This window comes from Streptococcus timonensis, from assembly GCF_900095845.1.
GTDB lineage: Bacteria > Bacillota > Bacilli > Lactobacillales > Streptococcaceae > Streptococcus > Streptococcus timonensis.
In genome coordinates this window covers 217638-236109 of record NZ_FMIX01000004.1, presented here as the reverse complement: position 1 = coordinate 236109, position 18472 = coordinate 217638, and the positions used below count along the sequence as shown (strand labels likewise).

Annotated in this window: 17 protein-coding genes and 1 pseudogene; 2 read left to right on the top strand and 16 right to left on the bottom strand. The window is 40.1% G+C overall.

All coding sequences use genetic code 11. The features are described from left to right. Window positions 1-125: 125 nt before the first annotated feature. Both BQ2679_RS04415 and BQ2679_RS04410 read right to left on the bottom strand, forming a co-directional pair. Window positions 126-1304 (bottom strand): pyridoxal phosphate-dependent aminotransferase, encoded by a 1179-nt coding sequence (locus tag BQ2679_RS04415; RefSeq protein ID WP_075566607.1) that lies wholly within the window; start codon window positions 1302-1304, stop codon window positions 126-128. Continuing rightward, window positions 1301-1789 carry a cell wall elongation regulator TseB-like domain-containing protein gene (locus BQ2679_RS04410; protein WP_075566605.1) on the bottom strand — a complete coding sequence of 163 codons (489 nt, stop codon included), beginning with the start codon at window positions 1787-1789 and terminating at the stop codon, window positions 1301-1303. The genes BQ2679_RS04415 and BQ2679_RS04410 overlap by 4 nt, the downstream gene beginning before the upstream one ends. A 270-nt stretch (window positions 1790-2059) precedes the next feature. Between BQ2679_RS04410 and BQ2679_RS04405 the strand changes: the two genes are divergently transcribed. Beyond that, complete coding sequence (locus tag BQ2679_RS04405; protein WP_075566603.1) at window positions 2060-2608, top strand: NADPH-dependent FMN reductase; 549 nt, start codon at window positions 2060-2062, stop codon at window positions 2606-2608. Between the two features lie 42 nt (window positions 2609-2650). On the opposite strand, the gene BQ2679_RS04400 is transcribed toward BQ2679_RS04405, so the two are convergent. Beyond that, the gene (locus tag BQ2679_RS04400; RefSeq protein WP_075566602.1) at window positions 2651-3841 is read right to left on the bottom strand and encodes an O-antigen ligase family protein; all 1191 of its coding nucleotides are present in this window, start codon (window positions 3839-3841) and stop codon (window positions 2651-2653) included. 214 nt (window positions 3842-4055) lie between these two features. On the opposite strand from BQ2679_RS04400, the gene birA reads away from it, so the two are divergent. Continuing rightward, entirely contained in the window at window positions 4056-4991 is a 936-nt protein-coding gene (birA, locus tag BQ2679_RS04395; RefSeq protein WP_075566600.1) for a bifunctional biotin--[acetyl-CoA-carboxylase] ligase/biotin operon repressor BirA, read from the top strand. A 55-nt stretch (window positions 4992-5046) separates the two neighbouring features. Here birA and BQ2679_RS04390 read toward each other — a convergent pair whose 3' ends face one another. The 13 genes and pseudogenes from BQ2679_RS04390 to BQ2679_RS04330 all read right to left on the bottom strand — a co-directional run bounded on the left by BQ2679_RS04390 (window position 5047) and on the right by BQ2679_RS04330 (window position 18471). Further along, window positions 5047-6234 (bottom strand): acetate kinase, encoded by a 1188-nt coding sequence (locus BQ2679_RS04390; RefSeq protein WP_075566599.1) that lies wholly within the window; start codon window positions 6232-6234, stop codon window positions 5047-5049. A gap of 53 nt (window positions 6235-6287) precedes the next feature. Continuing rightward, window positions 6288-7235 carry a class I SAM-dependent methyltransferase gene (locus tag BQ2679_RS04385; protein ID WP_075566597.1) on the bottom strand — a complete coding sequence of 316 codons (948 nt, stop codon included), beginning with the start codon at window positions 7233-7235 and terminating at the stop codon, window positions 6288-6290. A 100-nt stretch (window positions 7236-7335) separates the two neighbouring features. Beyond that, window positions 7336-7911, bottom strand: a complete 576-nt coding sequence (gene rpoE / locus BQ2679_RS04380) for a DNA-directed RNA polymerase subunit delta (protein ID WP_142324041.1) — start codon at window positions 7909-7911, stop codon at window positions 7336-7338. Between the two features lie 414 nt (window positions 7912-8325). Further along, entirely contained in the window at window positions 8326-9471 is a 1146-nt protein-coding gene (locus tag BQ2679_RS04370) for an FtsX-like permease family protein (protein ID WP_075566593.1), read from the bottom strand. Between the two features lie 3 nt (window positions 9472-9474). Next, entirely contained in the window at window positions 9475-10155 is a 681-nt protein-coding gene (locus tag BQ2679_RS04365; protein ID WP_075566591.1) for an ABC transporter ATP-binding protein, read from the bottom strand. Beyond that, window positions 10152-10727 (bottom strand): TetR/AcrR family transcriptional regulator, encoded by a 576-nt coding sequence (locus BQ2679_RS04360; RefSeq protein ID WP_075566588.1) that lies wholly within the window; start codon window positions 10725-10727, stop codon window positions 10152-10154. Before BQ2679_RS04360 ends, BQ2679_RS04365 begins: the two co-directional genes overlap by 4 nt. A gap of 134 nt (window positions 10728-10861) precedes the next feature. Beyond that, window positions 10862-11007: pseudogene (locus tag BQ2679_RS11185) on the bottom strand (aldo/keto reductase); the annotation flags it as partial. A 122-nt stretch (window positions 11008-11129) separates the two neighbouring features. After that, on the bottom strand, window positions 11130-12329 hold the full coding sequence (locus BQ2679_RS04355) for an ABC transporter permease (protein ID WP_075566586.1): 1200 nt from the start codon (window positions 12327-12329) through the stop codon (window positions 11130-11132). Next, entirely contained in the window at window positions 12326-13219 is an 894-nt protein-coding gene (locus BQ2679_RS04350) for an ABC transporter ATP-binding protein (RefSeq protein ID WP_075566584.1), read from the bottom strand. The genes BQ2679_RS04355 and BQ2679_RS04350 overlap by 4 nt, the downstream gene beginning before the upstream one ends. Before the next feature lie 196 nt (window positions 13220-13415). Beyond that, on the bottom strand, window positions 13416-15821 hold the full coding sequence (gene pheT, locus BQ2679_RS04345) for a phenylalanine--tRNA ligase subunit beta (protein WP_075568050.1): 2406 nt from the start codon (window positions 15819-15821) through the stop codon (window positions 13416-13418). Window positions 15822-15953: 132 nt separating this feature from the next. Then, complete coding sequence (pheS, locus tag BQ2679_RS04340) at window positions 15954-17000, bottom strand: phenylalanine--tRNA ligase subunit alpha (RefSeq protein WP_075568049.1); 1047 nt, start codon at window positions 16998-17000, stop codon at window positions 15954-15956. Window positions 17001-17281: 281 nt separating this feature from the next. Next, window positions 17282-17998 carry an LD-carboxypeptidase LdcB/DacB gene (ldcB, locus tag BQ2679_RS04335; RefSeq protein ID WP_075566582.1) on the bottom strand — a complete coding sequence of 239 codons (717 nt, stop codon included), beginning with the start codon at window positions 17996-17998 and terminating at the stop codon, window positions 17282-17284. Between the two features lie 11 nt (window positions 17999-18009). After that, window positions 18010-18471, bottom strand: coding sequence for an HIT family protein (locus BQ2679_RS04330; protein ID WP_075566580.1), 462 nt, complete (start codon window positions 18469-18471; stop codon window positions 18010-18012). Window position 18472 lies beyond the last annotated feature (1 nt).

Here is an 18472-nt window from a genome sequence, read left to right as displayed (position 1 = left end):
ACTTGTCTAAAGACATTATTACCCACTATTGTACCACAAATAATACCTGATAGCTAGATTCTATCAGAGAAAAAACTCAGGTTTTATCCAAAAAAATCTCCGTCAAGACGACGAAGATCTTATTTTTATTTTTCCATAAATTGGTGCAAGCGACGAATAGCTTCTTTGAGTGTATCTAGGTCTGTCGCATAGCTGAGACGGACATTCTCTGGTGCTCCAAATCCTGCTCCTGTAATCAGGGCCAGACCAACTTCCTCAAGAATAGCAGTTGTAAATGCTGTTACATCTGTATAGCCTTTCATCTCCATAGCTTTTTTAACATTTGGGAAGAGGTAGAAAGCTCCTTGCGGTTTGACTACTTCAAAGCCAGGGACTTGGCACAAGAGAGGATAAATGGTATTGAGACGTTCCTCAAAAGCCTGACGCATGGTTTCTACAGAGTCTTGTGGACCAGTTAAGGCCTCGATTGTTGCGTATTGTGAAACAGCGGTTAGGTTTGAAGTCGTTTGACCAGTCAATTTACTCATAGCAGCAATAATTTCTGGATCACCTACTGCATAACCAACACGCCATCCTGTCATAGCGTAGGCCTTAGACACTCCATTGATGACAATAGTTTGTTTGCGAATATCTTCTGACAGACTAGAGATTGGAACGAATTCATTCCCGTTATAGACCAAACGACCATAAATATCATCTGCTAGGATAAGAATATCATGCTCAACTGCCCAATTTCCAATGGCTAACAATTCCTCACGAGAATAGATCATCCCAGTCGGATTAGATGGTGAGTTTAGTACCAAGACTTTGGTCTTACCTGTGCGAGCAGCTTCTAATTGCTCCACAGTTACTTTAAAGTGATTGTCTTCCTTGGTTTGGACAAATACTGGAAGGCCTTCTGCCATCTTAACCTGATCCCCATAGCTGACCCAGTATGGTGTTGGAATGATAACCTCATCACCTGGATTAATCACAGCCATAAAGAAAGTATAAAGGGAGAACTTGGCACCTGTAGCAAAAGTGACCTCATTAGCTGCCACAGAATAACCATAATAACGTTCAAAATAAGTATTAACCGCTGCTTTCAATTCAGGCAAACCTGAAGCCACCGTATAGAAAGAAGCTCGTCCATCTCGAATAGCTGCAACCGCAGCATCCTGAATATTTTCAGGTGTATGAAAATCAGGCTGACCTAAAGTCAAGAAAAGGACGTCTTTTCCTTCAGCCTTTAACTTCTTTGCTCTTGCATCACTAGCTAGAGTGACACTTTCTTCCATTTCTAAGACACGTTTGGATAGTTTCATAGCTTCTCCTTTTCGATTAGGCTACTAGATTCAAAATCTACTAGATAATAGTTTCCTCCGGATTTGATCTCCCAGACGGGCTTATCAGCATACCGTCCAAAGGTAATCTTATCAATCTCAGTTGCTCCTTTTTCTCTGACAACTGCTTCTGCTTTTTCTTGAGAAGTACCATTTTCTAGTTGATAGATATAAATGTTATGACTATTCTTTTCAATTAAAACAGCAATTTGTTTTTGATGTTTATCTTGACCAAGAACGCTATAATAGCTTTCCAGACCATTAAAAAAATCAACTTGACTAACTGTTTCCATATCGGTATACTGCTTAGCCAATTTCTCTCCTTCGATCTTTGCATACTGATATGGTTGTATACTAATCCAAATCAGATAAAGAAAGGAGAATGTCACGGCTAGAGCCAGTGTGGTCAGTCCGATACTGTACTGAAAGAATAAGGTATTTTTTTCGTTTTTCTGTCTCTTTTTCACTCGTCTATTTTACCATCTATCCCAGTGAATTACAAGCAAATAAAGGGGCCTGTTCTTAATCACCGATACATTCTAATAAAATTGATTTTAAGCCTCCATCCTTTATTTTATAGATTTGTCATCATTCCCAATTCTTAAATTTGATCTTACACTTTATTGATTTAAAATTTTCTGAGCATATCCATTGCAAATGATTTTATTCTGTTGTAACATATATTGTAACAACAGAGTGATTCTGATTAAAAGATTGAAATTTAAAGGAGACTCCCTATGTCTAAAAAAGTATTATTTATAGTTGGTTCACTTCGTGAAGGTTCATTCAACCATCAAATGGCACTAGAAGCTGAAAAGGCACTTGCTGGCAAAGCTGAGGTAAGTTACCTTGATTACTCAGTCATTCCTCTCTTTAGCCAAGACCTTGAAGTTCCTACACTTCCAGCTGTTGCAGCGGCTCGAGAAGCTGTTCTAGCTGCAGATGCAATCTGGATCTTCTCTCCAGTCTACAATTTCTCAATTCCAGGGACTGTGAAAAACTTACTAGATTGGCTTTCACGCGCCATTGACTTGTCTGACACTCGTGGAGCATCTGCTCTTCAAGATAAGATTGTTACAGTATCATCTGTAGCTAATGCTGGACATGATCAACTCTTTGCGATTTATAAAGACCTCTTACCATTTATCCGTACACAGGTTGTTGGTGATTTTACCGCAGCTCGTGTTAATTATTCTGCATGGGCAGATGGTCAATTAGTTCTTGAAGATAGCGTCGCTGCTTCTCTTAAACAACAAGCTGAAGACTTACTTCAAGCTATTCAATAATAAAAAAGATAGTAGAAAATCTCATTTCTACTATCTTTTTGTTTATTCAACAAATTCTCCAATCATACTATGTTTTAATGGCAAACTACACATTACCAAAAGGAAGATGAAGGAGGATTGAACCCAAAAGAGGGCCAAATCAAAAATTCCATGCACAGCAACTACTGTTAAGAATGAAAGATAAAGACCAACAATTGGACGCTTGCTCGGCTCTTGACTCATATCGATTAATTTTCGGATTGGGTCTGAAGAAGCAATCCCTAATAATACCGTTCCTACCACACCATAACTCAATATTGTATCAATGTAAATACTATGAGCATGTTCGTGATAAGGAGCAAAAATACGAGGATAAGAGTGCATATAGGTTAGTGGCCCCTCACCCCAGAAGGGGTTTTGTTTGAATAAGGTCATACCTGCATTCCAGATCGACACTCGTTCTTCCATAGACGAATCGAGCGTTCCCATTCGAACTCCCAAATCACTCGAGAAGAGGAAGGCTAAACCAACACCAAATACTCCAATACTGAGCCAGAATGCACGCCAGTTTTTAATGGTTGTGAAAAGATAAATAATCGCACCAAAGATAATGGCTGGAAAAGCTGTTCTATTTTGGGTGAAATTCAAGCCAAACAAATTCGCAAAGATTGCAATGAGAGAGAAAATTCTCAACCATCTCAATCTAGTCGTACTAATTAGGTAAAATCCAATCATAATACAGAAGCAACAGATAATCCCATAATAATTAGGATTAAAGAATGCTACCTCTGCACGGTTCTGATGCCAGACCTGCATCTTAGGTGATAAGAAAGTATAATCAAATTTCTTTACAATCTGAAAATGCTCTAAGGCTGCAAAAACTGATGCTAGCATGCTGAGCGATAAGATTCCCTGCAACATGAACCTAAAAAACTTTGGTGTGAGATGCGCCTGATAATAGTAAAAGAATATAGCAAAGAGGAACATTGCTAGGGTTGCTACCATTCCCATTAGGTTTTGAGCTAATAGAGAAACGCCTCCACTATACGCAATAAATAAGAGTAATACAAAATGATTGGAAAGATGCTTTAAAATTCCCTTCATCTCTCCAGTAATGACTAGACCTATTAGATAAGAGATGAATATAATTAAGAAAAGGTAAAACGGTAAAAAGATACTGAGAATGACTCCCAATAAGATTAATTCTCTCTTCGAGAACCCCTTTAACTTTTCGATAATACCTATTGATTTCACAACAGATCCTTTCTCTCTGAATCCTAAAACTCAGATTTACATAAACTATTTAAATATTTTACCACTTTTCAAATGATTTGAAAACTACTAACTCTAGAGACATACAACTAAAATATAGGTAAAATAATGTGTTTTCTAGATATTCCATCCAAAGTTCTAATACGACAATGAAAATATGATAAAATAAAAGCAGGTATTCAAGAAAGGGCTGAACATGAAATCCTATCAACAAGTTTACAATATACTAGTTACCGAAACAGATTACTTAAGTGGAGAAAAGATTGCTGAGAGATTAAATATTTCCCGTACTGCAGTATGGAAAGCCATCCAACGTCTCCAACAAGAGGGGCTAATAATTGACAGCATTAAAAACCGTGGTTATAAACTTCTTCAGGGTGACCTTATCTTGCCACAAGAAATAGAAGCCAATAGTCCGATTACTGTTCAGTTTAAACCCATTACCAAATCAACCCAAACGGATGCTAAAAAAGCTGTAGAAGCAGGTAGCACTGGTGATACTCTCTACCTCTCAACTAGTCAAACAGCTGGGCGCGGTCGTTTCCATCGCCCCTACTTTTCTCCTCCTCAAGGAGGAATCTATATGTCCCTCCATATCAAACCAAATCTCCCCTATAATCAGTTACCTGCTTATACACTCCTAGTTGCAGGAGCTATCTATAAAGCAATTAAAAATCTAGCTATGATAGATGTCAGTATCAAATGGGTAAATGACATTTATTTGAATCAAAAAAAGATTGCCGGTATTTTGACCGAAGCCGTCACTTCTATTGAAACTGGGTTGGTTACTGACATCATCATCGGTGTTGGACTAAACTTCTCTATCATGGATTTCCCACAAGACCTAAGAGAAAAGGCAGGAAGTCTATTTCCTAATGGTGCTCCGATTACTCGAAATGAACTGATTGCTGAAATCTGGAGATGTTTCTACGAAACCAATTCCGATGAACTGCTTCATTTCTACAAAACTAACTCTCTAGTCCTTGGTAAAGATATTCGTTTTAAACAAGGAGAAGAAATACTCTCTGGTAAAGCAACTAATATCTCAGATAAAGGTGAACTCCAGATAGAGTTAGCTAATGGAAAAAAAATGTGGCTTAACAGTGGAGAAATCTCCCTAACCAAATGGTAAATTGTTTTTCAAAAAAAATCGACCTTCCTATAGGGTCGATTTTTCATGTATCTATTTATTTCAAACGTTCAACATCGCGTGCAATCACAAGTTCTTCATCAGTCGGAATAACAAGTACACGGACTTTAGCTGCAGCTGTAGAGATATCTCCAGTCACACCAAAGACATTTTTCTCTGGATCTACATCACAGCCAAACCATGAGAGCCCCTCGATAACATCTTTACGTACTAATGCAGAATTTTCACCAACTCCTGCAGTAAAGATAATAGCATCTGCACCATTAAGAACTGCAAAATATTGACCAATGTGTTTTTGAATGCGATCTACATACATTTCGTGAGCTAGAATTGCATCTTTGTCACCAGCTTCAACGCCAGCTTCTACATCACGCATATCACTAGATTTACCAAAAATACCTTGTAAACCTGACTCGCGGTTCAAAACATTAATCATGTCTTCAGGTGTATTAAAATCATTTGTATGTTCCATAAGGTAAGGAATAATAGCTGGATCAATATCACCAGTTCTTGTTCCCATCATCACACCTGCAAGTGGAGTGAATCCCATAGATGTATCAACAGATTTTCCACCTTTAACCGCAGTAATAGAACCACCATTACCGATATGACATGTAATTAATTTTAATTCTTCTAGCGGACGTCCCAAAAGTTTTGCTGCTTCTTGAGCTACGAATTGGTGGCTAGTTCCGTGAGCACCATATTTACGAACTTTGTTTTCTGTGTAATATTTAGTTGGTAGTGGATAGCGGTAAGCTTTCTCAGGCATAGTTGAGTGGAATGAAGTATCAAAAACAGCAACACTAGTTACGTTTGGCAACAATTCCTTGAAGGCGCGAATTCCGGCTACGTTAGCTGGAGTGTGCAATGGTGCAAGTAGACCCAACTCTTCGATTTGAGCCAATACATCACCTTCTACCACTACAGAATCCGTAAAGACTTCACCACCAGCAACAACACGGTGTCCAACTCCAGTGATTTCATCGTATGATTTAATAATATCAAAACGAATCAAATCATCAAGCAAAATTTTAACCGCAACAGTGTGATTTTCAATATCAGTGATTTCTTTTTCAGCACGACCATCGAATTTAACTGTTGAGATAGAATCTTTCAAACCAATACGTTCAATTAAACCTTTAGCAAGAACCTGTTCTTCTGGCATTTGATACAGTTGCCATTTCAAACTTGAGCTACCGGCATTAATTGCAATTGTTTTAGACATAATTTTCCCCTTTTAAGCGTTTTCAACTATTATATCAAATCTCAGTTCAAATTTCATGAATATTGACTCCAAATTTGAAATTTTTCTTTAAAATCTGCTAATTCCTGAGAATCACGTAGACTGTTTAGTGGATACACAAAGGGTTCTACGGTTTTTGAGCCTTTCTTTTGCAGAACAAAAATAGCCTTTGAATTGTTACCTTGACTAAAGAGATTTTCTGGCAAAGTAATCATGGCTACAAGTTGAGCATTCTTCGTTAACCATGATTTTAAAAGATCGCTTTGAGGACTGGACAGAAGATTACTAGGAGCTAGAAAAATTGCAAAACCTCCATTTTTTAAGTACTTAAGCGATTGTTCCATCAATAAATGGTGTGCGTAAGTATGTTCATCTGACGCCGCAACTTCATAACGTGAGGCAACTTGATCATCTGGGTAGTAACCGATAGGTAAATCACTAACAATGATATCACTTTCCTTTAAAATTTGTGGTCGCACCGCATCCCCCTGAGCATAAACAGCTGGAAGACCGATTACCTCTGTAATACTAGCAGCCAAATCAATTAAAAGATCATCAATTTCGACTCCTAAATAATCAACTTTTTTATCCAGCGAGGTCAAAAAACTTGCACCCAATATCCCCATACCAGATCCTAATTCTAACAGATTCATTTCTTGGGCTGGCCATAGTTCCTCAATTATAAAAACAAGTAATAGGGCTACTGTATCCGGTGTAAACTGATGATTTGCTTGAAGGGGCTCTGTCTGAGCAGCTTTCATCAAGAGGAATTGATAGGTTCTAAGCCACTCCTCTTTTCTCAGAGCCAATCTCTTTAAAGATTTGTTATTATCCTTAACAACCTGAAGATTAGTTTCCCCATCTAGATAAATGCTATTTTGCTCAATCAAGGAATCGTAAAAATTTGTTGCCAAATCATTTTGAATGATTTGAATGTTCTCTAATAAGTATGTATATGCTTGTTCAATTTTTTCAAAATCCATATTCCTATCTTATCAAAAATGCTCTTTTTTTTCCATTCTTCCTTATTAGAAAAAACTTAAAAAAGCCACAAGAATCCTTCTTGTGGCTTTGCATTATTTTTTATTCTTCTTCATCTTCGGCATCTTCGTCGTCTTCTTCAACGAGTTCGACATCTTCTCCAAGATCGTCTGGTGCGATTTCGTTAATCTCAGCATCGTAAGCTTCTACTTCGTTTTTCTCATCATCTGGATTTTCATCATCATAAGAAAGTGCTGGATCTTCTTCGTAGGCATCCTCATCTTCTGGATCATCTGCACTGTAATCAATGGCATCTGCATCACCATCCATAAAGGCATTGACACGTTTCTTATTAGCCTTAGGTGCTACTTCTTCGTCATCGCTTTCTTCAAGGGCAATGATTTCCTCATCAATTTCGTCCACTCCATACCATGAACGAAGGCCCCATTTGTTATCTCCCAGAGAGATGAAGCTTCCGTCAAAGTTTAACTCTGTATAGAACAAAGGTAGAGCTTCACGAATATCGCTATTAGAGGTACCCAAATAGTTTTGGATTTCATTGACTAAATCGCTAAAATGCATCTCGTGATCACGACCACGAAGTTCCAAGATGGCACGAGCCACCTCAATCATAGATAGTTCACTTTTTTCTTGCCCAGCAAATACTTCTAATTCCAAAGCGTTTCTCCTCAATTTTACTACTATTACCAGAGCAAACAAACTCTGGTCTCATTTTATCATGTACTCTTTATTGTACGATAATTTTCCTTATTAGTCAAAGGTTTAGAAGAAATTAATGTGAAATATTTCAGCTACTTTAAAGACCTGTAAACTACACTCACAGGTCTATTGATTTATTTATGACACAAGGCCGCAGCTCCAATACCAACCACAAACTGCAAGAGGATCCCTACAGAGATAAAGGACCATTTGTTGCGCCATATTAAGTAAAAGGCCCTTTTCAGATCCTGCCAGTAACTCCGTTTCATCTCAATCCCTTTCCTTTTCTTTCATTCCCCTAGAATATCGGAAAAGCCCTCCCTTGTCAATGCGTTTCAAAAGAAAAAGGCTGGGTAAGCCAACCTTTTCTATTTATTCAGCTAAGAGCACTTCTTTGATGGTTTGTTTTTGGAGTTTTCTGTTGGATAGATAAAAGAGACTTTCATAAACCACAGCAAAAACGATCAAAGTCCAAAAGCACACATTCCAGTCAAAGTTGTGCTCAATCTTTTCAGGTACCGTGTCTTTGATCACACCAATCAAGATTTCCATGATGCCATATTGATAAACCGTCCCAAGGGCAAATCCTAGATAGGCCCAGAAACGATAGGGAGCGAGAATATGACTTTGGCATTCACGATCGGTGTAGCCAAAAGCCTTCATAAGAGCCAAGGTTTCGCGACTTTCTGAGACCACAATTCCCAATGACAAAAAGAGGATCGAGAAAGAAAGGATCAAACCAATCATAATCATCATCGTTTGGATGATGTCATCAGTATAGTCCCTTAGGCCAAAAGACAATTGAACCATGGCCGCGAAACACATGGAGCCAAAGACCACAAAAAACAAGATCGATTTTCTCCCCCAAATCAGTGACGAAGACAGCTCTTTTAGGAAGGATTTTTCTTTCTTAGGAGCCCTCTTTCTCCTTTTGACCTTGATTGGACTTGGGGATCTTTTCAATAAGCGAAGGGCCGGCGTTTGTAGTTGTCTTCTAGCATAACAAATCGCAAGGACCATAAAGAAAGTCGTTGGCAGCATCACCAAAGCAACTAAGAGCTGCCAATGAAAATGAATGGTAATGTCTGGCAAAATCCCCTTCTCATTGCGAAAGTCATAAAAATGTCCCATCATTAGAAAAGAAGCGAAATAGCCAAGAAGCGCTCCAACTCCAAAACTGAATCCAAAAGCCCAAAATCGTTTCGCCAACTGGCCATTGCTATAACCCAAAGCCTTTAAAATTCCTAATTGTTCCTTGTGGTCATCGACAAATTGTTTGATATAAAAACACATGAGAAGGATCGACGTCAAGGACAAGACAACCCCACTGACCATGGCCACCATCCAAGATAGCGAAACCTGGGCATCATAGTAGACCGTAATCATCGGATTGGTTTTAGAAATCTCCAACTGCTCGATATCCAGGTAAAAATTCAAGAAGAGATTGGCCACAAAGACCGCACAGGCTCCAATGATACTGACGACAACTAATTTTCGAATATCTTTTACTGAAAACATGACTTACCATCCAATCTCATAGGCAGTCTGAGGCTGATCGTTGGTTACAACTTGGGTAATCTTGCCACTATTGACGCGAATGATGATTCTGGCCATATCCGCAATATTTTGGTTATGAGTCACCATAATTAAGGTAAAGCCCAACTTTTCCTTCAACTTCCAGATATAGTCGAGAATCTTGCGCCCTGTTTCTTCATCGAGGGCCCCCGTCGGCTCATCTAAGAAAAGAATCTCCGGCTTTTTGGCTAAGGCACGAGCAATAGATACTCTCTGCTGTTCCCCGCCAGACAATTCACTCGGATACTTGTCTAGCTTATCACCAAGCCCCAAATCTTCGATGATCTGCAAAAAAACATGATTGTTTGCCAGATCAGCTCCCATCTTAACATTTTGTCTAACCGTGAGATTCGGCAATAAATAATACTGCTGAAAAATAAAGGCAATCTTCTCACGTCTAAAGGCTGTCAATTGAGCATCTGTGAGTTGAGACAAATCCTGTCCTTGAATGAGAATATGCCCCTCATCTACCTTTTCTAATCCTGATAACACGTTTAAGAGGGTTGACTTTCCTGATCCAGAAGGACCTAGGATAACTACATCATCCTGGTCTTGAATCTGCAAATCAATCCCTTTTAAAACCTTGGTTTGGCCGTAGCCTTTGTAAACATTTTCTAGTTGAATCATTTCTTTCCTACCATTTCTTTGATGAGAGATTGACAAACTTCTGTCAATAAACCAATCACTTCTTCCATGCTGAACTGATAAATACCAGAAGCAACCATAGAGGCCATCCCGTGTGAGTAGATGAATAGATGCTGGTACAAGCGACTAGCCTCCTCTAGCGTCAACGGATAGTCTGCGACAATCGAATCCAGAACCATTTGGTAACTATGATCCTTCATGGGAAGAAAATCTTGAAAGCGACGAATCGGATCTTTGCTAGGATTTTGGAAAAGCAATTGAAAGAGTTGGGGCTCTTTTGAGGCAAACAGGATATAAGCAACCCCGACAGATCGAAAAGGCTTCTCATCTTCTAGGGCCTTGCGAATATACTCCACCACTACCATTTCCGCAGCAACAATAACCTCTGCTTGTAACTCAGCCATATTTGCAAATTGCCCAAAAATGACTCTTGGTGTAGCTCCCAGTTTTTCCGCTAATGCTCGAGCCGTCAAACTAGCTATTCCCTCTTCTCTCACCAATTGTAAAGCTGTCCCAATCATAGCCTCTTTACTAAATTTAACCTTAGGTGGCATAAGACTCCTTTCGCGCAACATTTGTTGCGCAACACTTGTTACACAAAAGAATACCATAACAAAAAAGACTTGTCAAGAAAAATATGTAAAGTAAAAAAACCATCTCACTGATACAAGCGAAGTCTGGTCTACTAAATCTGATCCCGAAGATTCGAACGGCGCTTAAAAACTTTACCCAGAAGGACCTCAAGCCATAGATATCCGCTAGGTCAAAGGTGTTGATGCCAATCGCAAAGGCCGCCTCCATCTCATCTTCACTCATCTGGCTGATCAGCATCATCCCAAGGGCAATGATTAATAAACGCTCATTTTCATTCTTCTTTCATTATAAAGTAAAGAAGACCAGACAGCAATGAATTCGCAAAGCAAAAACACCTCCAGTATTCACTGAAGGTGTCTCTTTTAGTGATAGCTCAATGCACGTTTAAAGGTTTTCCAGATGCCTAAATCATCCGTTTGGAGGACTAGGCTAGCATAGATTCTTCCGATAAAGGCTGTTCCAACTACTGCAAAAATAACAGTTATACCAAGGGAAATCCAAGATTCTAAACCATTAGCGTAACCATTAATGGCTCTAAAAGGCATAAAGAAAGTAGAAATAAAGGGAATATAGGATCCAATTTTCAAAATCAGATTGTCTCCTGAAGCACCTAGGGCGGTTACTCCAACGAACCCTCCTATAATCAAGAGCATCAAAGGCGACAAGGCCTTACCTGCATCCTCAGGACGAGAAACCATAGAACCTAGGAAGGCTGCTAAAACTACATACATAAAGAGACTGACTAAGACAAACAACAAGGTATTGACCGAAAAAGCTTCTCCCAAGTGGCTTAGAATACCTGAATTAGCCAAGAAAGGCATATCCTTAAAGAATAAGATAGCTCCAAGTCCGCCTACAACATAAATACCAATATGAGTCAATATCACAAAAAGTAAGGCGATCATACGTGCATAGAAATAATGACTAGCACGAATGCTTGAGAAAACTACCTCCATGATTTTAGTACCTTTTTCACTAGCCACTTCTTGAGCAGTGACACTGGCATAAGTTATTAAAATCATATAAAGGAAGAATCCAAGACCAGCTGCTGCAATCGTTTGGACCATCTTTTTGCTTTCTTTGGCTTCATCAATTTGCTCTGTAAATTGAACAGTTTGTGCCAGACGTTGTTCCTGTTCCTGAGACAAATTAGCTTCCGAGCGGTTAAGTTGGTATTGGAGCTCATTCAACTTAGTTGTCACGGCTAACTTAATACCACTTTCTAGTGAAGTCTCACCATGATAGGTTGCCTTAAGCACACTATCCTCCTTGTCAATAATCAAATAACCCTTGATTTCTTCATCTTTGATAGCTGCCTGAGCACTGGCTTCATCCTTATAATCAAAATTGATTCCATTGGTCCCCTTTAATCCTTCCGTCACTGCTGAAACCGAACTAATCACTGCAATCTTATTATTTTGAGCCAAAGAAGATCCTTGCAGATACCCGATACCTCCTGAAAGTCCAAGGAAGAAGAAAGGCGAAATAACCATGAAAAAGAAACTCCAAGATTTGACGTGTCGCAAATAAGTTTCTTTAATAACTACCCACATATTTTTCATACTTCCACCCCTGATTCTAGTTTAAAGATCTCATCGATTGTTGGAGCTTGCTGGTCGAAGGTCGCAATATAGTGTCCTTGGGTTAAGATCGCAAAGAGCTCCTGTCCAGCATTTTCATCATCTAGAATGAGCTTCCAAGTCCCCTGCTTGGTCAAGCTAACATGAGTGACGTGAGGAAGACTTTCCAATTCTTCCTGACTCTTTTCACTTGCAACAAAGAGTCGCGTTTTTCCGTATTGATTGCGGACATCTTGAACTGGTCCATGCAGAACCACACGCCCATCGCGAATCATAAGAATATCATCACAAAGCTCTTCAACATTGGTCATGACATGATCTGAAAAAATGATAATCGCTCCACGCTCTTTTTCTTTTAAGATAACGCGTTTGAGTAGTTCGGTATTGACTGGATCTAGACCACTAAAAGGCTCATCAAGGATAATCAAATCTGGTTCATGCATTAAGGTGATGATCAACTGAATCTTCTGTTGATTCCCTTTTGAGAGACTCTTAATCTTGTCTGTCAGTTTTCCCTTAACTTCCAATTTTTCCATCCATTGTGGCAGTTTTTCTTTGACTTCTTTAGCATTCATTCCTTTTAACATGGCTAGGTAACGAACCTGCTCTAGAACTGTCAACTTAGGCATGAGACTACGTTCTTCAGGTAAATAACCAATCTGGGTATAGGTTTCCTGATCAATTTCTTGCCCATTAAGCCTAATCTCTCCCTCATAATCCAAAAATTTTAATATACTATGAAAAATAGTTGTCTTCCCAGCTCCATTTTTTCCAACTAGACCTAAAATTCTTCCAGGTTGAGCTTGAAAGTCAACGCCAAACAAGACTTGTTTGGAACCAAAACTTTTTTCAAGATTGCGGATTTCTAACATGATCCACCTCCTATTAATTCTATCTTCATTATACTCCTTTTTTTGGCCATTACAAGGATTTATGTACATTTTTATTAGTAGAATTTACTAGGCTTTTTTTATATCAAAACGAATAAGATTCAACTTCATTCTTCTTTCCAATATTCGGCATTTACAAAGACAAAAAAATCCATCCCTAGGGACGGATTTTAGACTGTTAACGCACTTCTGCATTGACTTTTTCTTCGAGAGAAGCTTGAATTTTTTCCATGTAGCGTGCGACTTCTTCGTCGGTCAAGCTATCTTCTGGATTTTGGAAGGTCAAGCTGTAGGCCATGGACTTCATTCCGATACCCAGTCTTTCACCTGAGAAGACGTCAAAGAGTTTGATGTCTGTCAAACGTTTCACGCCTGCAGCTTGGATGGCATCAACCACCTCTTGGTGAGTCACTTCTGCCTTGAGGAGAAGGGCGATATCACGGCTGACTGCTGGGAATTTAGTAATTTCCACAAAGGCTGCTGCTGGTTGAAGGGCTGCCTCAATAGCTGAAAGGTTAAGCTCCGCTACATAAGTTTCTGGAATATCGTAAGCCTTAGCTGTCACAGGGTGCACTTGACCGAGGAAACCGACTACTTGATCACCGAGTGAGATCAAGGCTGTACGTCCTGGGTGAAGACTCTTGATTTCTTGTGTTGCTGTATAGGTCGCTTCAAGACCCAAGCGAGCAAAGAGGGCTTCTAGGATTCCCTTAGCATAGAAGAAATCAACCGGAACGGCTGCAGTTTGGAAGTCTTTTTCAGCGACTAAACCAGTCAATGCAAAAGCAAAGCTGTTGATTTCATTTGGCAAGTCTTCTTTTGGATTACCTGTTTGTTCAAAGACTTTTCCAATCTCATAAAGAGCCAAGTCTTTGTTCTTACGCGCTACGTTATAAGCAACGGTATCCAAAATACCTGAAATCATATTTTGACGGAGAACTGAACGGTCCACAGTCATTGGCCACATCAAGTCTGTCAAATGACTTGGCTGAATCGTAAACTCGACTGCTTTTTCAGGAGTTGTCAGAGCGTAGGTGATGATTTCTGTCAATCCAGCTCCTTCTGCAATGGTACGAACTTGACGGCGAAGCTTTTGTGTAGCTGTCAATTCACCGGCTGTCCCATCGTCTTTTGGAAGGCTGGTTGGCAATCGATCGTAGCCATAGATACGAGCGATTTCCTCAAAGAGGTCTGCTTCGATAGTGATATCCCAACGGCGACGAGGAACGCTAACTGTGAAGGCTTCTGCATTTCCAGAAAGGCCAAATCCAAGACGACGGAAGACGTCCTCTACATCCGCGTAGGAAAGTTCTGTACCAAGAACACGATTAACATCGGCAAGAGTTGAAGAAACTTCTACATCGGAAGTATCAAGCTCACCCGCTGAAACGATGCCTTTACGTACAGTTGCACCAGCCAATTCCGCAATCATGCTAGCCGCCGCATCAAGGGCTTCATTAACGGTTGCCACATTGATGCCTTTTTCAAAGCGAGAAGACGATTCTGAACGAAGGTTGAGGCGACCACTAGTCTTACGGATAGATTTGCCATTGAAAACAGCAGCTTCAAGAACAACACGAGTAGACTTTTCAGAGATTTCTGTAGCCTGACCACCCATGACACCTGCAAGGGCTACTGGTTTATCAGCAACAGTAATCACTAAATCAGTTGTTTCCAACTCACGCTCTTCCCCATCCAAGGTCATTAATTTCTCACCAGCACGCGCTTCACGTACTCGGATGTCATTCCCTTCAAAGGTATCCAAGTCAAAGGCATGCATAGGTTGACCAAAGTAAAGCAGGATATAGTTGGTCACGTCGACGACATTATTAATAGGACGGATGCCTTCGTTCATGAGGAGGTTTTGCAACCATTGTGGACTTGGTGCGATAGTCACATTATCCAAGATACGAGCTGCATAGTAAGGAGCCTTGTCTGTATCAATGCTGACAGAAAGAGCATCCGCTGCAACTTGGTCTGTTTCTGTTAAAGTAAATTCTTTAAAATTGACTGTCTTGTCATAGATAGCTGCTACTTCATGAGCTACCCCACGCATAGAAAGAGCGTCTGCACGGTTTGGAGTGATGGAAAGCTCGATGATTTCATCATCCAAGTCTAGGTAAGAGAAGACTTCCTCACCTGGAACTGAATCATCTGGCAAGATTTGGATGCCATCTGCAAATTCTTTGGGTACAACAGAGTCAGAAATCCCTAATTCACCAAGTGAACAGATCATCCCTAGTGACTCTAAGCCACGGATTTTCCCTTTTTTTATCTTGTAGTTATCCGCGATACGGGCACCCGGAAGAGCCACCATAACCTTGATGCCTGCGCGCACATTTGGTGCACCACAGACAATTTGACGGGCTTCTTCTTCACCTACATTGACTTGGCAGACATGCAGATGTGTTTCTGGCACATCTTCACAAGACAAGACTTCTCCGACGACAATTTTTGAGAGACCAGCATCAGGTGATTCCACACCTTCCACTTCAATCCCTGTAGTTGACATTTTTTCAGCCAACTCTTGTGAGGACACATCAATGTCCACCAATTCTTTTAACCATTTGTATGATACTAACATAATTCTGAGCATAAGATCTCAATAAGTGAGACCTTTTTCAATTCCTTTCTTTTTCTTTGAGTCAGTCGTTTCAATTTCTAGACAATGTGAAAACGAGAACGACTGTTTAGGATTGTGTTTCAGGTTTCAAGCTTATTTAAACTGTTCTGAGAAGCGGACATCGCCTTGGTAGAATCCACGGATATCGTTGATTCCGTAACGAAGCATAGCTACACGCTCTTGTCCAAGACCAAAGGCAAAGCCAGAGTAAACAGTCGCATCGATACCACTCATCTCAAGGACACGTGGGTGAACCATCCCGGCACCCATAATCTCGATCCAACCTGTTTTCTTACATACGTTACAGCCGGCTCCTCCACACTTGAAGCATGAAACATCCACCTCAACAGATGGCTCAGTGAACGGGAAATAAGATGGGCGTAAACGAATTTGACGCTCTTCACCAAACATTTTCTGTACAATCAACTGGAGGGTTCCTTGAAGATCCGCCATTGAGATGTTTTTCCCAACAACCAAACCTTCGATTTGGTGGAACTGGTGACTGTGGGTTGCATCGTCTGTATCACGACGGAATACACGTCCTGGTGAGATCATCTTCAAAGGACCTTTTGAAAAATCATGGGCATCCATAGCACGCGCCTGAACTGGAGACGTGTGAGTACGAAGCAAGATTTCTTCTGTGATATAGAAAGTGTCCTGCATATCACGAGCTGGGTGATCCTTTGGAAGGTTCATACGTTCAAAGTTATAGTAGTCTTGTTCTACTTCAAAACCATCCACTACTTGGTAACCCATCCCGATGAAGATGTCTTCAATTTCCTCACTGGTTTGTGTGAGGACGTGACGGTGACCAGTCGCAACTGGGCGACCTGGAAGCGTAACATCAATGCTCTCACTTGCTAGTTGAGCTTCCACTTTCTTTTCTTCCAAGAGCTTAGCTGATTCTTCAAATGCAGCTGTCAAAACATCACGAGCTTCATTGACGTGTTTTCCGATAATTGGACGCATTTCTGCAGAAACGTCTTTCATCCCTTTAAGAATTTCAGTCAGGGAACCTTTTTTACCAAGGACAGAGACGCGCAATTCTTGCAGCTCTTTTTCATTTTCAGCAGAAATCTGCTTCAAGCTAGCTAACGTTTCTTCACGAAGCGCTTTTAATTGTTCTTCAATAGTTGACATAATTCCTCCATCAGTCTCTCGTAGATAAAAAGAAAACCACATGCCAAAAACTCCATACTCGGAGCGTTGACACGCGGTACCATCCGTTTTTATCTGACAAGTCAGACCTTTATTTCTGAATCCATAGGCAAGTGAATTCACCCAGTTTTCATATAGAGAGCTTTCAGTCACGGCTCTCCTCCCTGGTATACTTCCCCTGAGATACTAGTCTTGCAGATTCCTATTTAATTATTATTATTCATTTTATCAAATTTCAAGCATTCTTGCAAGATATTTTGCGACTAATCAACATAGTCTCCACCCTCAAAACCGTAATATTCTTCCAAACTAAGACCACTAGCCGCGATTTCTTTAGCTTCTTTCCCGACGTAGCGAAGATGCCATTCCTCAGCCATATAGCCTGTTTCTTTTTCCTTACCTTTGAGATAGCGAACCACAAAACCATAGTCTGCAGCATGATCTAAGAGCCATTGAGCAGCCTTTTCTTCAGTTACTAAATCTCCATTTGTTCCAATTAGGTCAAAGGCAAGGCCAGTTTGGTGTTCACTATATCCAGGTCGTGCAGAATAGCGGTCAGCCTCTGCCTTTCCGTCTTGGTTGACATAGTCCTGATAAAGTTGAGTTTGAGTTTCATAACTTCTGAAACCACTATATTGGTCACTAATTGGGAAACCAGCTTCTTTCATAGCAGCAATCAGTTTCAATAATTCCTCTTTAGCTATTGGATTTTCACCAGGGTTATAGTCTTTAGACAAGGGATAGTGTTTATTAGCGATGACAATCTCATCGTATTTCCCTTGAATACTGTAGTATCCCCCTTTATTGACTACTTCTGCCTTTTTCTGACTAGCTTCCTGAGATTTACTTCCGACTGTACCTTCTTGGATCGTTTTCTCTTCAATTGCAGCAGTCGTTTCTGAATTTGCTGGTTTTTCTTGCGAACAAGCTGCTAATGTCAATGCTAATAATCCTGATAATACAAGATATCTTTTCTTCATCTTTAATCCTTTCATTTTACTATCTGGTTTAAAGTTTCTGATAGTGTCACAATCAAGTTTTCCAGTCTCCGATTTTTAACTTGATATTCCTCAGCAACCATTTCTTCCCAAGGAACCCACCAAACTGGGCCACGACCGTTAAGCCCGTGTCCCTTCATATCACCCTCTCGTCTCGGAAAAATATGCCAGTGAGCATGTGCATCCCCATTTCCTAACAACTCTACATTCATCTTTTGAGCAGCAAAAGCTTTAGAGACAGCTTCTTGGACTAAACTCATTTCCTCTAAAAAGCGGAGTTTGACAGTTGGATGTAGATGATGTAATTCTGTAACATGTTCCTTGGCTAAGAAGAGAGTATAGCCTTCAAAATACTGGTGGTCACCAATTACGACATATCCTGTTTCTAGTTCCTTTACAAAGTAGGGATTTTCCCCTGCCTTAATCAATTCAATTCGTTGACAAATTAGGCACATC

Coding starts and splice junctions, on each gene's coding strand:
- BQ2679_RS04360 (WP_075566588.1), bottom strand. CDS start 10,727: ATGCCACCTAAGGTTAAATTTAGTAAAGAGGCTATGATTGGGACAGCT.
- BQ2679_RS04355 (WP_075566586.1), bottom strand. CDS start 12,329: ATGAAAAATATGTGGGTAGTTATTAAAGAAACTTATTTGCGACACGTC.
- BQ2679_RS04350 (WP_075566584.1), bottom strand. CDS start 13,219: ATGTTAGAAATCCGCAATCTTGAAAAAAGTTTTGGTTCCAAACAAGTC.
- ldcB (WP_075566582.1), bottom strand. CDS start 17,998: ATGAAGAAAAGATATCTTGTATTATCAGGATTATTAGCATTGACATTA.
- pheT (WP_075568050.1), bottom strand. CDS start 15,821: ATGTTAGTATCATACAAATGGTTAAAAGAATTGGTGGACATTGATGTG.
- BQ2679_RS04330 (WP_075566580.1), bottom strand. CDS start 18,471: ATGTGCCTAATTTGTCAACGAATTGAATTGATTAAGGCAGGGGAAAAT.
- birA (WP_075566600.1), top strand. CDS start 4,056: ATGAAATCCTATCAACAAGTTTACAATATACTAGTTACCGAAACAGAT.
- pheS (WP_075568049.1), bottom strand. CDS start 17,000: ATGTCAACTATTGAAGAACAATTAAAAGCGCTTCGTGAAGAAACGTTA.
- BQ2679_RS04405 (WP_075566603.1), top strand. CDS start 2,060: ATGTCTAAAAAAGTATTATTTATAGTTGGTTCACTTCGTGAAGGTTCA.
- BQ2679_RS04365 (WP_075566591.1), bottom strand. CDS start 10,155: ATGATTCAACTAGAAAATGTTTACAAAGGCTACGGCCAAACCAAGGTT.
- BQ2679_RS04415 (WP_075566607.1), bottom strand. CDS start 1,304: ATGAAACTATCCAAACGTGTCTTAGAAATGGAAGAAAGTGTCACTCTA.
- BQ2679_RS04370 (WP_075566593.1), bottom strand. CDS start 9,471: ATGTTTTCAGTAAAAGATATTCGAAAATTAGTTGTCGTCAGTATCATT.
- BQ2679_RS04390 (WP_075566599.1), bottom strand. CDS start 6,234: ATGTCTAAAACAATTGCAATTAATGCCGGTAGCTCAAGTTTGAAATGG.
- BQ2679_RS04385 (WP_075566597.1), bottom strand. CDS start 7,235: ATGGATTTTGAAAAAATTGAACAAGCATATACATACTTATTAGAGAAC.